Source organism: Pedobacter sp. SAFR-022 (genome assembly GCF_051965375.1).
Lineage (GTDB): Bacteria > Bacteroidota > Bacteroidia > Sphingobacteriales > Sphingobacteriaceae > Pedobacter.
The window spans coordinates 105,636-119,311 of record NZ_JBQCME010000003.1 but is presented as its reverse complement, the minus strand read 5'-3'; the positions used below and the strand labels follow the sequence as shown (position 1 = coordinate 119,311).

At 42.2% G+C, this 13,676-nt stretch carries 13 protein-coding genes; 8 read left to right on the top strand and 5 right to left on the bottom strand.

The genetic code is table 11. The annotated features are described in order from the left end of the window. Positions 1 to 31 precede the first annotated feature (31 nt). A complete protein-coding gene (locus ACTHQF_RS08855) occupies positions 32 to 934 on the top strand; it encodes a helix-turn-helix domain-containing protein (RefSeq protein ID WP_440429767.1) in 903 nt (300 codons plus the stop codon). A 97-nt stretch (positions 935 to 1,031) separates the two neighbouring features. On the opposite strand, the gene ACTHQF_RS08850 is transcribed toward ACTHQF_RS08855, so the two are convergent. Next, a complete protein-coding gene (locus ACTHQF_RS08850) occupies positions 1,032 to 2,948 on the bottom strand; it encodes an ATP-dependent DNA helicase (RefSeq protein ID WP_440429765.1) in 1,917 nt (638 codons plus the stop codon). A 251-nt stretch (positions 2,949 to 3,199) separates the two neighbouring features. On the opposite strand from ACTHQF_RS08850, the gene ACTHQF_RS08845 reads away from it, so the two are divergent. The 4 genes from ACTHQF_RS08845 to ACTHQF_RS08830 are packed head-to-tail and all read left to right on the top strand — an operon-like array spanning position 3,200 to position 7,103. After that, positions 3,200 to 3,763 carry a UbiX family flavin prenyltransferase gene (locus ACTHQF_RS08845; RefSeq protein ID WP_440429763.1) on the top strand — a complete coding sequence of 188 codons (564 nt, stop codon included), beginning with the start codon at positions 3,200 to 3,202 and terminating at the stop codon, positions 3,761 to 3,763. A 34-nt stretch (positions 3,764 to 3,797) separates the two neighbouring features. Further along, positions 3,798 to 5,117 (top strand): tRNA (N(6)-L-threonylcarbamoyladenosine(37)-C(2))-methylthiotransferase MtaB, encoded by a 1,320-nt coding sequence (mtaB, locus tag ACTHQF_RS08840; RefSeq protein WP_440429761.1) that lies wholly within the window; start codon positions 3,798 to 3,800, stop codon positions 5,115 to 5,117. Positions 5,118 to 5,146: 29 nt separating this feature from the next. Continuing rightward, a complete protein-coding gene (locus ACTHQF_RS08835; RefSeq protein WP_440429759.1) occupies positions 5,147 to 6,301 on the top strand; it encodes a prolipoprotein diacylglyceryl transferase in 1,155 nt (384 codons plus the stop codon). Between the two features lie 10 nt (positions 6,302 to 6,311). Further along, a complete protein-coding gene (locus ACTHQF_RS08830) occupies positions 6,312 to 7,103 on the top strand; it encodes an inositol monophosphatase family protein (RefSeq protein ID WP_440429757.1) in 792 nt (263 codons plus the stop codon). Between the two features lie 170 nt (positions 7,104 to 7,273). Here ACTHQF_RS08830 and ACTHQF_RS08825 read toward each other — a convergent pair whose 3' ends face one another. From ACTHQF_RS08825 to ACTHQF_RS08815, 3 genes are all read right to left on the bottom strand, one after another. After that, positions 7,274 to 7,831 (bottom strand): NifU family protein, encoded by a 558-nt coding sequence (locus ACTHQF_RS08825; RefSeq protein ID WP_440429756.1) that lies wholly within the window; start codon positions 7,829 to 7,831, stop codon positions 7,274 to 7,276. 78 nt (positions 7,832 to 7,909) lie between these two features. Further along, positions 7,910 to 9,256: an adenylosuccinate lyase gene (purB, locus tag ACTHQF_RS08820; protein ID WP_440429755.1), complete on the bottom strand. Its 1,347-nt coding sequence runs from the start codon at positions 9,254 to 9,256 to the stop codon at positions 7,910 to 7,912. A 104-nt stretch (positions 9,257 to 9,360) separates the two neighbouring features. Beyond that, positions 9,361 to 9,579, bottom strand: a complete 219-nt coding sequence (locus ACTHQF_RS08815) for a hypothetical protein (protein WP_440429754.1) — start codon at positions 9,577 to 9,579, stop codon at positions 9,361 to 9,363. A 139-nt stretch (positions 9,580 to 9,718) separates the two neighbouring features. Between ACTHQF_RS08815 and ACTHQF_RS08810 the strand changes: the two genes are divergently transcribed. The 3 genes from ACTHQF_RS08810 to ACTHQF_RS08800 all read left to right on the top strand — a co-directional run bounded on the left by ACTHQF_RS08810 (position 9,719) and on the right by ACTHQF_RS08800 (position 12,294). Next, positions 9,719 to 10,285: an RNA polymerase sigma factor gene (locus tag ACTHQF_RS08810; RefSeq protein WP_440429752.1), complete on the top strand. Its 567-nt coding sequence runs from the start codon at positions 9,719 to 9,721 to the stop codon at positions 10,283 to 10,285. 3 nt (positions 10,286 to 10,288) lie between these two features. Next, a complete protein-coding gene (locus tag ACTHQF_RS08805) occupies positions 10,289 to 11,383 on the top strand; it encodes a S1C family serine protease (protein ID WP_440429751.1) in 1,095 nt (364 codons plus the stop codon). A gap of 275 nt (positions 11,384 to 11,658) precedes the next feature. Further along, positions 11,659 to 12,294 (top strand): peroxiredoxin, encoded by a 636-nt coding sequence (locus ACTHQF_RS08800; protein ID WP_440429749.1) that lies wholly within the window; start codon positions 11,659 to 11,661, stop codon positions 12,292 to 12,294. A gap of 6 nt (positions 12,295 to 12,300) precedes the next feature. On the opposite strand, the gene ACTHQF_RS08795 is transcribed toward ACTHQF_RS08800, so the two are convergent. Continuing rightward, positions 12,301 to 13,605, bottom strand: coding sequence for a THUMP-like domain-containing protein (locus tag ACTHQF_RS08795; RefSeq protein ID WP_440429747.1), 1,305 nt, complete (start codon positions 13,603 to 13,605; stop codon positions 12,301 to 12,303). Positions 13,606 to 13,676: the final 71 nt, after the last annotated feature.

Below are 13,676 nucleotides of genomic sequence, written 5' to 3'. Positions count from 1 at the left end.
TTCTGCTAACAACAATTTAAGTTATTTTTGAATGATGGATAAAGCGCAGAGTATAGAAGAGTTTTACCAGTCCAAGTTGAACTGGATACCTGACAACCTAAAGAAGGAGATGGGGCACTTCAATGTATTCGAGTTGGATGATTTTGTTGGCTGCCATGCAAAGCCGATTCCTTACAGTCGTAAGGACTTTTACAAGATCAGCCTTATTGAGGGTCGGAACAACATCTATTATGCGGATAAGACCGTGGTTATTGATGAATTTGCTTTACTATTTGCGAATCCTCAGGTCCCTTATAATTGGGAGTCGCTGGATGATGCACAAAGTGGATTTTTCTGCATCTTCACTGATGCCTTCTTTCAACAATATGGCAACTTTAAAGAATACCCGGTGTTTAAACCTGGTGCCGATGCGGTTTATAGTTTAGATGAGGAACAGCGTCAGGAAATTCGTAGAATTTTCTCCAGGATGTTTGAAGAGATCTCGTCAGATTACGTTTACAAGTACGATGTGCTGCGAAGTTTGGTATTCGAGATCATTCATAGCGCTTTGAAGTTTAAGCCTGCAACGTCCAATCCAGTTGGAAAACAGAAAGCTGCTGTTCGCGTAGCTTCCTTGTTTATTGAGCTTTTAGAACGGCAGTTTCCAATTGAGTCACCGATGCAGCAGATGAAATTGCGTACGCCTGCGGACTTTGCGGATCATTTGTGTATTCATGTAAATCACTTGAACCGCTCGCTGAAAGAAGTGACTGAAAAGACGACTTCACAGCTTATTGCAGAAAGGATTTTGCAGGAGGCCAGGGCATTGCTGAAGCATACCAATTGGAACATTTCTGAGATTGCCTGGTGTCTGGGCTTCGAGGAGTTGCCACATTTTATCCACTTCTTCAAGAAAAATGTGCATCTGACGCCGGGATCGTTCCGGAATGTTTAAGGTTAAGTCCACCAAATCAACCAACTTTCACCTAATAATCATTATTTTAAGCCGGTTCAGACCATCAGATGTCGCAGTGCCCAAATAGGGAATACCCTTAAAAAAGTTGCAGGTTTACCGCATTGCTGTTTCCAGCAGGGTTCGCAGGTTTTGTAGTTAGTTGTGTTTTCTGCTTGCTTATCCAGGCTTTGTAGCCTTCAGGTTTAATCGGTTCTTTTAAGAGCTCAAGAGATTGCTGCATTTGAATCAGCTTATGTTCTATGGTTTGTCTGAATTTAATGAGCAGCTGTTGTACGTGTTGCTGCACTTTTGTCTTCGATTTTACGCGGATACTCTTGTTGAGTGGGTTTAACAGCTGAAGGGTTAATTCCTTGCTGAAGTATTGAAATGCTGCATCCAGCCTGCTCGCGAGTTGCTCCTGATCAAAGCCTTTACTATCATGCAGGGACATGAGCTGACCATGGAAGCGCCCAAGCAAAGTACTCAGGTCATCAATTGACTTGTCCATATGGTTCAGTGCGATTTGCAGCTCTGGAAGGCCAGTTTTTTTTACATCTGGGTTGTTGACCAGGCTATCCAGTCCGTCTCTAAGACTAATTAAAGTGTAGTTCCTGAGGATCAGTTGGAGGATAAACCTTTCCTGGGCAGTGGTAATTTGGCTATTCAAAACTTTCACCGACGCAGGCTTCATGAAGTTAATAACTTCTGGGTTCGACCTTAAACTTTCTGTACTGATTCTGGATCGGAGGATTAGTCCGTTTAAAGTTCGTACACGGCTTAATGCTACATATACCTGTCCGGCGATAAAGGACTTACCTGCGTCAATGATGGCATGGTCGAAGGTTAAGCCCTGGCTTTTGTGAATGGTCACAGCCCAGGCAAGCTTAATTGGATATTGGCTGAACTCGCCCACCTGTTGTTGCATAATGTCTTCATCACCCTCAGCTTTATACTCGAAAGACTGCCATGAACTTTTCTTCAGGAGCATATCTTCTTCACCTGGGAAGGCAATGTAAATTTCAGTTGCATCAAGAGAGATCGATTTGACCTTGCCGATCTTTCCATTGTAATATCTGCGGTTTTCGCCCACGTCGTTCTTGATGAACATGACTTGCGCACCTGTTTTAAGTTTCAGGCTCTGCTCTGCCTGTAAGCCGAGGTCGCGGAAGGTACCGTTAGTTTCGCCCTCAAAGGTGTATTCCTGACCAGGAAGTTCTTCCAGCTTTTGCTTATTGATGGCATTGGCTTCGGCGTTGTGTGAAGTAATGATAATGGGGTTCAGCGATTCGCTTGCTTTAAAATCCGGATCATATCTTTCATTCAGGAGATTTAAGCTGGTTTCGCTGATGGTATTGTTCCTGATGTCGTTCAGAATATTAATGAACGCTGGTTCTGTTTGGCGGAAGACCTGGGTAAGTTCTACCTGCAATACCGGACTACGGCGGATCACCTGGGCATCGAAGAAATAAGGCGAAGCATATGCCCTGTTCAGGAATGACCATTCTTCCCTTTTGGTCACGGGAGGGAGCTGGTATAGATCACCGATAAGCAGCAGCTGCACACCACCGAAAGCTTCATTGATGCCACGAACTTTTCTTAGAATGGCATCTATCACATCGAGCAAGTCGCAGCGCACCATAGACACCTCATCGATCACAAGCAGTTCAAGGAGTCTAAAAAGATCTGTCTTTTCTTTACTGTAGCTAAGGTCAGCAACCATCGACTGTATTGATAGAATCCCCGATTGGAGGTTTTCCATACTGATATCACCAGGAAAGAAGGATCCGGGCGGCAACTGGAAGAAGGAGTTGATCGTTGTTCCTTTGGCATTCATTGCGGCAACACCTGTAGGTGCCAGGATCACCATCTTTTTAGATGTACTGGATTGAATCTTTCTCAGAAGCGTAGTTTTCCCGGTTCCGGCCTTGCCGGTCAGGAAAATATTCTGTTTGGTGTATTCTATAAATTCTAATACTTTATCAGCAACGAAGTTTGATGGTGTGGCATCGATCATGCGGCAAATTTACGAGAATTTATGCTTCAGGGATTTGTAGATTAAAGAGAGTTACTCTACTATACGTTATAATTATTGCTCATTGTATGAAAGAAAGTGTGAAATATTCAAGAAAGTAACTTTTTTTATTAAAAAAATAAATTACATTTGGGCTTACCCTTTAGGGGGTATGTTTTTCATAGGTAGATGTAGGGTCGAATACTTGTATTCGGCCCTTTTTTATGGCATAGCTTATGTATCTATTTTAACTGATGAGAAAAAAGAAAATCATTGTTGCCGTTACCGGTGCCAGCGGCGCCATTTATGCGAAATTATTGTTGGACAGTTTGGCGCAAATGGCCGATCAGATTGAGCGGGTAGGCGTGGTGATGTCCGACAATGCCAAGGAAGTCTGGCGCTTTGAATTGGGTAATGATGCATACGATGATTATAACTTTGACTTTTATCCGAAAATGGACTTCAATGCACCTTTTGCCTCGGGCTCTGCAAAGTTTGACACAATGATTATCATTCCATGTTCTATGGGAACCCTTGGAAGAATTGCAACGGGGATCTCGATCGACCTGATCACGCGGGCTGCCGATGTGATTTTGAAGGAACGTAGAAAACTCATCACAGTGGTGCGGGATACGCCTTTCAGCCTGATACACATCAACAATATGAAAGCCGTCACCGAAGCAGGGGGGATCATCTGCCCAGCTAATCCTTCCTTTTATAGTATGCCGAAGACGATTGAAGAGGTGGCACAAACGGTGGTAAGCCGCGTTATTGATCTTGCTGGCCTGGAACAGGATAGCTACCGCTGGAATGATTGATTACTAGAAAAAAACCTATCTTTGCACACTCGAAATGAAGAAAGTTGCATTTTATACATTAGGTTGTAAGTTAAATTTTTCAGAGACCTCTTCCATAGGTCGACTGTTTACAGACGCTGGCTACTCGGTTGTAGAATTTACCGAGGGTGCAGATGTTTATGTGATCAATACCTGTTCGGTTACCGAACATGCAGATAAAAAGTGCCGTAAGGTGGTTAAAGAGGCATTGAAGTACTCGCCGAACGCTTATGTGACCATCGTTGGCTGTTATGCACAGTTAAAGCCTCAGGAGATTGCAGAAATTGAAGGCGTAGACATGGTGCTTGGTGCAGCAGAGAAATTCCGTATTGTGGAATTTATTTCTGACCTCACCAAACAGCCGAAGGCCGTTATACACCAGCAAAATATAGAGAAAGTAAATCATAATTTCATTGCCGCTTATTCTATTGGCGACAGGACCCGTACCTTCCTGAAAGTGCAGGACGGTTGTGACTACCCTTGTACTTACTGTACCATTCCCTTGGCCAGGGGCGGAAGTCGCAGCGACACCATTGAAAATGTGGTGAACCGCGCAAGACAGATTGCGGCTAGCGGTGTTAAAGAAATTGTACTTACCGGCGTTAATCTCGGCGATTTCGGGATACGGAATGGTCAGCGAGAAGATAAGTTCTTCGACCTGGTAAAGGCATTGGATGAAGTGGAAGGCATTGAGCGAATCCGCATTTCGTCTATAGAGCCAAATCTACTGAGCAATGAGATCATTCAGTTTGTCTCTACATCAAAACGTTTTGTACCACACTTCCATATTCCATTACAATCTGGTTCCAACAAGATCCTTGGTTTGATGAAACGTCGTTACCGACGTGAGTTATACACTGAACGTGTTGCTGCCATCAAAGCAGTGATGCCAGATTGCTGTATTGGTGTTGATGTGATTGTTGGGTTCCCTGGTGAAACACAGGAGGATTTTCTTGATACCTATCAGTTCTTAAATGGCCTGGATGTTTCCTATTTACATGTTTTCACCTACTCTGAACGTGAACAAACGGCGGCTGCTGAAATGCCGGACGTGGTGTCAGGCAGCACCCGTGCTGACCGGAGTAAGATGTTACATATTTTGTCTGATAAGAAAAGACGGGCGTTTTACCAATCTCAGATTGGGAAAGTAGGCGAAGTGCTTTTCGAAGATGACCAGAAAGGTGGTTTTATGCACGGCTTTACCAAGAACTATGTTAAGGTAAGGGCGAAATATGATCCAGTGATGGTGAATGAGCTTAAGGCGGTTCAACTTTTGTCTATGACTGCAGAGGGTGAAGTTGAAGTTGCCGAAGCAGAAGCGGTTTTACATCATTAATCCTATATTCGCATAAACTACTTTTATATATGTTCCCTACCGTCTCGCATTTTTTAGAATACCTTTTCGGCGTACAGATCCCTCTACCTTTTAATACTTTCGGCGTTTTTGTTGCACTGGCCTTTATTGCCGGGTACTGGGCGTTTACGAAGGAAATGCAACGTAAGGAGTCGCTTGGGATCTTACATCCACGGAAAAAAACATATGTAATTGGCAAAAAGGCAACCACCACGGAGCTTGTGATGAACGGTGTCTTTGGATTTCTGGTCGGATACAAACTGGTATATGCTTTAATCAACTATAGTCAATTTGTTTATGACGCCCAAACCGTTTTGCTGTCGACTAAAGGAAATATTCTTGGTGGTCTTGCATTTGCGGGATTGTTCATCTACTGGGATATCCAGGAAAAAAACAAACACAAACTTGATAAACCGAAGACGGTAGAAGTAACGGAATATCCACATCAGCTGATGGGCAATTTGATTGTCTGGGCGGCGGTATGGGGTTTCTTAGGGGCTAAGATCTTTGACAACCTGGAGCACTGGGATACTTTTATCCAGGACCCTATTGGTGGATTGTTATCCTTCAGCGGTTTGACATTTTATGGAGGATTGATTTGTGGCGGTGCCGCGGTTTTGATCATTGCCAAAAAAAATGGTATCAAGCCTTTGCATATGCTGGATGTGGGTGGTCCCGGAATGATGCTGGCTTACAGCGTAGGCCGTATCGGTTGTCATATGTCGGGCGATGGTGACTGGGGCATTGTGAACCTGAACCCTAAACCTTTCAGCTGGTTGCCAGACTGGCTGTGGGCATATACCTATCCAAATAACGTTGCCATGGAAGGGCTGAAGATACCCAACTGCGTTGGCAAGTTCTGCTTTGAGCTTCCACAGCCGGTTTATCCAACGCCGATATATGAAGTAATTGCTGCCTTCATTTTGTTCCTTATTCTTTGGCAAATCCGCCACAAGATCAATTATCCTGGAATGTTGTTTGGGATTTACCTGATGTTTAACGGTCTGGAACGTTTCCTGGTGGAGTTGATTCGCGTTAATACCAAATATCACGTCGGAGATATTGCCTTTACACAAGCTGAATTAATCTCTACTATTCTCTTTATTTCTGGCTTGGTTATGGTATTGTTTGCCATCAAGAACAAGGAAAAACACGCTAACTACTAAATCTGTAAGCATGGATTATGAATTGTTATGTACCAAGGTCCTGGGTGTTGTCCGCTTGGCGGGTAACTTCATCAGGAAAGAATCAATGAATTTCGACAACAACAGAATCGAGTTTAAAGGATTGAATGACCTCGTTTCTTATGTAGATAAACAAGCTGAAAGAATCCTGGTCGACAATCTTGCTGAACTGCTGCCAGAATCTGGATTTATCACTGAAGAGCAGACCATTAATAAAACAGGGGAGGTCTACAACTGGATCATTGACCCTTTAGATGGTACAACAAATTTCATACATGGTGTACCAACTTATTCGGTAAGCGTCGCACTTTATGAACATGGCGCTCCGGTTATCGGTGTAGTTTACGAGATCAATCGTGCAGAGATGTTCTATGCCTACAAAGGTGGGGCAGCCTATCTGAACAATAAAGTTATTCGTGTATCCAACCGGGATCTGATCGCTGACACCTTATTGGCGACAGGCTTTCCATATTATGATTTTGAGAAGCAGCCCCAGTATATGGCGCTATTTACGGAGCTGATGCGTAAGTGTCATGGGCTAAGAAGAATTGGTTCAGCAGCAGTAGACCTGGCTTACGTGGCATGTGGCCGCTTTGACGCCTTTTTCGAGTACAACCTGAATGCCTGGGATGTTGCTGCGGGTGCATTTATTGTGCAACAGGCGGGTGGCCGTATAATGAATTTCTCTGGTGATGAGGAGTTTGTGGAAACCCGAGAGCTACTCGCGACGAACAGCAGGGTGGATGCGGAGCTGCTTGGATATATTCAGCAGCATTTCAAATAATATTTTCCGGTTTCAGTTCGGGCGTGGGGGTGTTCCTCAGCAGGCGTTTTTACTCCCGCATCAATATTTGCAGCATATACTGGATGTTTGATTTTCTTATAAAATAAAAAAGACCCGCTGAACGGGTCTTTTTTATTTATTATATATCTAGGCTAAGTACCGGTTACGCACTAAAGTGCTTCAGACACAACTTCTTTCACTTCAGGAACCATGCGTTGTAGCAGGTTTTGTATGCCTGATTTTAGGGTGATGGTAGAAGAAGGACAACCGCTGCATGAACCTCTAAGCTCTACGGTAACAACTCCTTCACCTTCATCGAAAGACTTGTAGCTGATTGCGCCACCATCTTGCTCAACAGCGGGACGAACATAGTCATGAAGGATTTGCTGGATTTTCTTTTCAATATCGGAACCTTCAAAGTTCGGTGCCTCATCAGATGTCTCTTCCTTAATCTTGTATTCAGATTCAACCGCGCCTTTTACAAACTCCTTCAAAATTGGTTCGATGTCTGCCCAGTCCGCGTCTTCTGATTTTGTAATGGTAACGAAGTTACTTGCGAAAAACACACCGGTTACAAAGTTGAACTTAAACAGTTCTTTAGCGAAAGGAGAGTGCTCTGCACTTTCTTTTGTAGCGAAATCTTCACTGCCATTGATCAATAATTTATTGACCATGAATTTCATTGTAGCAGGATTAGGCGTTTGTTCTGTATATACGTTGATCGTCATTGTCTTCTTTTTTTATTACAAAAATAATTAATAAACATTCTAATCTAAGACATCGATGTCTGTTTTAGGTCATTATGTTTAAAAGATACCGGTGTACGAAAATGGCGTGATCAGCTTGAGCTCGGCTTTAACGGAGTCGCTGACTTCCAGTCCGTTGATGAATGTTGCCATGGTGTCTGCAGTGATCTTATGATTGGTCCTGGTCAGATCTTTTAAAGCTTCATATGGATTTGGATAGGCCTCTCTTCTCAGGATGGTCTGGATTGCTTCTGCCACGACTGCCCAGTTATTTTCAAGGTCCGCGTCAATCGCTTCATTGTTCAAGATGATCTTGTTTAATCCTTTTAGTGTGGAGTTGATGGTGATCATGGTGTGGGCCATTGGCACGCCTACATTACGTAGTACAGTTGAATCCGTTAAGTCGCGTTGTAATCTTGATATTGGAAGTTTGGCTGCGAAAAATTCAAATAAGGCATTAGCGATCCCTGCATTGCCCTCGGCATTCTCAAAGTCAATTGGATTTACTTTGTGTGGCATTGCCGAAGAACCAATTTCGCCTTCTTTAATTTTTTGCTTGAAATAGTTTTTCGAGATGTAGGTCCAGATGTCGCGGTCAAGATCGATGATGATGTTATTAATACGTTTCAAGGCATCGCATTGTGCAGCAAACTGATCATAGTGCTCAATCTGAGTGGTATATTGTGAACGGCTTAAGCCTAAGGTGTTGTTTACAAAATCATTTGAGAAATCAACCCAGTTGATGGCCGGATAGGCAATATGGTGTGCATTGAAATTTCCGGTAGCACCACCAAATTTCGCTGCATTGGGAATTCTTTTTAGATTCTCTAGCTGGATCTTCATCCGCTCCGCGAACACCATGAATTCTTTACCCAGTTTGGTCGGTGATGCAGGTTGTCCGTGTGTATGTGCAAGCAGGGGTACATCTTTCCAGTTTTCAGCAAGTTCAGTAATTTTCTGGATGAGCTGTTCGATACCAGGATAGTAGACTTCTTCCAAGGCTAACTTGAAAGTGTAAGGAATTGCGGTGTTGTTGATGTCTTGAGAAGTTAGACCGAAATGGATGAATTCTTTGTATTCAGCTAAACCAAGACTATCAAATTTTTTCTTGATGAAGTACTCAACAGCTTTCACGTCATGGTTCGTTACCTTTTCGGTATCCTTCACTTCTTGTGCATCTGCCTCTGAAAATTCGAGGTAAATACTTCTGAGTCCTTCGAATCTTGTATTGTCAAATGCAGTTAATCCTGGAAGTCCGGCATTACACAAAGCGATGAAGTATTCTACTTCTACAAAAACGCGGTATTTAATAAGTGCAGACTCAGAAAAGTAATTGGCCAGGTTTTGTGTAGTTAGCCTGTAACGTCCATCTACCGGTGAGATGGCTTGAAGTGCAGAGAAATTCATGAATAAGGGTCTATTGATACCCTGCAAAGGTAACATTAATTGTTAATGCATAAAAAAAGAGGCTTCCGGTTAGGAAAGCCTCTTTTTTTATGAGTAAAGTTAAATTATGGTTTAACTTCAGTAGTAGAAGTTTCAACTTTAACAGTAGTATCTTGAACAGTTGAGTCAGTGATAGTAGTGTCAGTTGCAGTAGTGTCAGTGATAACTGCTGAAGAATCAGTCATTGTAGTATCAGATCCTGAACCAGAACCTTCTGAGCTACAAGCTGCTACTGATAAAGAGATTGCTAAAGCTAAAAAGCCAAATTTAAATAAGTTTTTCATTTCAATTCTGTTTTAAATAATTAATTAATTTTACTGATTAATACTCGTAAGGGTAAAAGGTAACCCAGGTTTTGAAAAAAACTTTTAAAAATATTTTTGTTATGGTTGGGTTACCATTCAGGTTTAAACGTATTAATTAGTGAATAAGAAGTTAAGCAATTCAGTTCCAACAGATAGAGAGGTCGTATTAGGGATATTAAATGATTCTGAGGATGCGTTAAATAAATTGTACACTGGCTATTTTCCGATGGTACTACAATTTATTTTAAATAATAACGGGGATGAGGATGATGCTAAGGACGTTTACCAGGAGTGTATTATTATATTATATAATAAGATCAAGACTGGCGAATTTGAGTTAACGAGTAAACTAAAGACTTATATCTATTCGGTTAGCAGACGAATCTGGTTGAAGAAACTTGCACAGCATAGTAAGAAGTCGAACAACATTTCAGAGTTTGAAGATGTTATTGCTGTTGAAACTGATGTAGAGCTTCATGAGGCAAAGGACCTTCAGTTTGAGAAGATGGGAACTGCGCTGGAAAGCCTCGGAGAACCTTGCAAGACGATTATTCAGGATTTTTACATCAACAATTTATCCATGCAGGATATTTCGGAGAAGTTTGGTTATACGAATACCGATAACGCAAAAACGCAGAAATATAAGTGCCTGCAACGATTGAAGAAGTTGTTTTTTCAGATTTAATTTATGAGAAACGAGATAGAATTAGAAGTATTGATTGAGGATTACTTAAGTGGCCGGCTTAGTGAAGCGGAAGCGAATGCGTTTGAATTGAGACGTGCTCAAGACCCACAACTGGATCATAAGGTGGTTGCTCATAAGATGTTTCTCGAGTCCTTAAGTGATTTTGGGAACCAAAGTTCTTTGAAAGACAAGTTAAATAAGATACATTCAACGATTGACGTAGATACGCTTAGTGAAGAGTTAAGGCCACACCCATCTTTCATTGTAAATCTTTGGAGAAAGAACAAATCTGCTTTTGCTGTTGCCGCATCGTTCCTGGTGTTGACCTTTGTTTCTATTTATTCGATTTCACATAGCAGCAAACAAAACGGTAGTTATGAGATGATGCGCCGGGAACTGGTAAAGATCCAGAACTCACAAAACCGATTGATCCGGAATGTAAACTCTAATAATAAAGCAGTGAAGGCTCCCGTGAATCCGGCACAGTTTGGGGGGACCGGTTTTGCACTAACATCTAACGGATACTTGTGTACAAACTATCATGTAATCGATAAAGCTGACTCGATTTATGTACAGAACAGTAAAGGTGATTCTTACAAGGTGAAGGTAGTTTATCAGGATCCACAGTATGATCTTGCAATTTTGAAGATAGTAGATTCGCAATTTACCGCCCTGAATGCTTTACCATACAAATTGAAGTTGAACAATGCCGGAATGGGTGAGCATGTGTACACACTCGGATTCCCTAAAGACGATGCCGTGTTGGGTGAGGGTTACCTGAGTTCGAATACTGGTTTCGGGGGGGATACATTGTCTTACCAAGTCGACATCCGTGTAAACCCGGGTAACAGTGGTGGTCCCTTGTTAGACAATCAAGGCAACATCATTGGCGTGATCAGTGCAAAAGAAACCTCTATCGATGGGGCAGCATACGCGATCAAATCCAAGTACGTACTTGAAGCCCTTCGTGCGATCCCACAGGATTCATTGGGAAGTACAGTAAAACTAAATAAGAAAAATCCTCTACAAGGTTTACACCGCACGGAGCAGATCGAAAAAATTCAGGATCATGTTTTCATGATCAAAGTATACAACTAGGCTTTATCTAGTAAAAAGTATGAAAACCCTGAAGCGAAATCTTCGGGGTTTTTTAAGCCAGTTGGTCTAACGTATAATAGGGAGGTTGTGGTTTCTGAACGGCACGTCGGGTATTCCAAGTAGGGTCGCAGGTGTTCAGTGTGTTTTCTAGATGTTATTCTATACAGCAGTGATTGCTTCTGATGCTACCTGCACAGCACGAACAAATATCCCGCTTGCTTCTTGTTTTTATAATAAGATTCTTAATTTCAGATACTAAACTTAAAACCAGAATTATGAGTATCAGAATAGGAGACGTTGCACCAAATTTTCAGGCAAAAACATCCATTGGAGACATTGATTTTTATGAATTTCTAGGAGACAGCTGGGGCGTCTTGTTCTCGCATCCGGCCGACTACACGCCTGTTTGTACCACAGAGCTAGGCCGGACAGCTGCTTTGAAGGATGAGTTTGAAAAGCGAAATGTGAAGGTGCTGGCATTGAGTGTTGATTCTGCTGAATCTCACAAGGGTTGGATCAACGATATCAATGAGACTCAGAATACAAATGTTGATTTCCCGATCATCGCTGACGAAGATAAAAAGATTGCTGACTTATACGATATGATTCATCCAAATGCATCTGAGACTTTGACGGTAAGATCGTTATTCATTATATCACCCGATAAGAAGGTTAAATTGATGTTGACTTATCCGGCATCTACAGGAAGAAATTTTACCGAAGTTTTGCGTGTAATCGATTCACTTCAGCTTACGGCAAACTACAGTGTTGCTACACCTGCTGACTGGAATGATGGAGATGACGTGGTAATTATGAACAGCATCAAAAATGAGGAAATCCCGGAGCGCTTTCCAAAAGGACATAAGATTATCAAACCGTATCTAAGAACAACACCACAGCCAAACAGGTAGATCTGGTTAGTAGTGCTGTAAAATTAAAGCTTTCAGAATCAAATAGCCTGTTTTCCGAACTTTGGTGAATATCAGGAACTCTTCTTTAGAAGATTTGATTTTGAAGGCTTTGATTAATTCTTCCGGCTTAGCTGGAAAGTTTCTTACAATGACGTTTCCGGTCAGGTCTTTCTGTTTTTTCAGCTCTTTCTTGTTAAGCACCTCCTTGATGCTAAATATTCTTCCTGGGAAATCTGGATTAAAATGATCGGCCGTATATAACTGAGATTGTACATCCAGCTTCTCAAGATCAAAGAGCTCAGCGATAGCATCGAATGCACCACTTTTTAACAATGCGACATCAGGCTCGTACAGGTAGCTTTTTAATCCGTGTGCGAGTGGACTGGAGGGAAGAACCTCAGGCGCTTCAGGATCCGTTACACCTCTTGTCGTTGATGATTTGGGAACCGGTGTATTCTGGAGCTCTAAGTTGTGATTTTTTGTCGTGCCAAATTCTAGGTGTGCCTGCTGAAAACCGTTCTCGCTTTTCTGAAAGCTTACCTTCTTTATTTCTTCGTTGATCGTGACGCTGGTGATCTTTAAAGGCCCGTCACTATAATCGGCATCGAGGATAAATAATAGTTCCTTACACTCGTTTTTAAGGCTGATGATCTGTACTTCAGATACATTCCGGAGTTCTCTAACGCCTGCTGAAATATCAAGTAAAGGTGAAGTTTTGACAATGACCCTTGCAGCTTTTTCCAGTAACAAATCAAGGTGTTCCACTACGTTGGGACTACAATCCTTTAGCATAAACACTTTCCCGGCTTTCCCTCGGCGAGCAGGGTCAATATAGATGGTTGTAAATTGTTCCTGGGTTTCTGAAAGGAATTGGATGCCGTCGGTATTCCTGAAATCGATGTTATTGACAAGAAGAATGCTGGCGTTATGCGCCGCAATTTCGGAAAGTTCAGGAAGTACTTCACAATGAGTGACTTTTGCTGCAACTTTGCTGAAAAAAAAGCTATCTACACCGAAGCCGCCAGTTACATCTAGCACCTGAGACCCAACCGCCAATGTTGCCTTGTATGCGGCAGCAGTTTCTGACGAGCATTGTTCGATCGAGAGTAGCTGTGGATAATAAATTCCTGAACTTTCAAACCAAGTCGGCAGTTTTTTCTCAGCGCGATTCTTAGCCGCTATCTGGCCTGCAAGTTCTTGAGCACTGACCGCCTCAAAGGGACTTTTAGACATGGCGATTCTATGTACATCATCTTTCAAATGCACATTTATATATTCTTGTACCGCTTTATCTAATATCGCTTTGTTCAATTGTTGATACTGGTTTTTCCGGCTTAAAGCCAAGGTTGTTTGTGGCTGCCAAGCGCGCTAGTTTGCCTGTT

What these genes read in the sequence shown, in the direction of transcription:
- ACTHQF_RS08830 (WP_440429757.1), top strand. Translation starts at nt 6,312, where the DNA reads ATGGATTATGAATTGTTATGTACCAAGGTCCTGGGTGTTGTCCGCTTG.
- ACTHQF_RS08805 (WP_440429751.1), top strand. Translation starts at nt 10,289, where the DNA reads ATGAGAAACGAGATAGAATTAGAAGTATTGATTGAGGATTACTTAAGT.
- mtaB (WP_440429761.1), top strand. Translation starts at nt 3,798, where the DNA reads ATGAAGAAAGTTGCATTTTATACATTAGGTTGTAAGTTAAATTTTTCA.
- ACTHQF_RS08835 (WP_440429759.1), top strand. Translation starts at nt 5,147, where the DNA reads ATGTTCCCTACCGTCTCGCATTTTTTAGAATACCTTTTCGGCGTACAG.
- ACTHQF_RS08825 (WP_440429756.1), bottom strand. Translation starts at nt 7,831, where the DNA reads ATGACGATCAACGTATATACAGAACAAACGCCTAATCCTGCTACAATG.
- ACTHQF_RS08845 (WP_440429763.1), top strand. Translation starts at nt 3,200, where the DNA reads ATGAGAAAAAAGAAAATCATTGTTGCCGTTACCGGTGCCAGCGGCGCC.
- ACTHQF_RS08800 (WP_440429749.1), top strand. Translation starts at nt 11,659, where the DNA reads ATGAGTATCAGAATAGGAGACGTTGCACCAAATTTTCAGGCAAAAACA.
- ACTHQF_RS08850 (WP_440429765.1), bottom strand. Translation starts at nt 2,948, where the DNA reads ATGATCGATGCCACACCATCAAACTTCGTTGCTGATAAAGTATTAGAA.
- ACTHQF_RS08815 (WP_440429754.1), bottom strand. Translation starts at nt 9,579, where the DNA reads ATGAAAAACTTATTTAAATTTGGCTTTTTAGCTTTAGCAATCTCTTTA.
- purB (WP_440429755.1), bottom strand. Translation starts at nt 9,256, where the DNA reads ATGAATTTCTCTGCACTTCAAGCCATCTCACCGGTAGATGGACGTTAC.
- ACTHQF_RS08855 (WP_440429767.1), top strand. Translation starts at nt 32, where the DNA reads ATGATGGATAAAGCGCAGAGTATAGAAGAGTTTTACCAGTCCAAGTTG.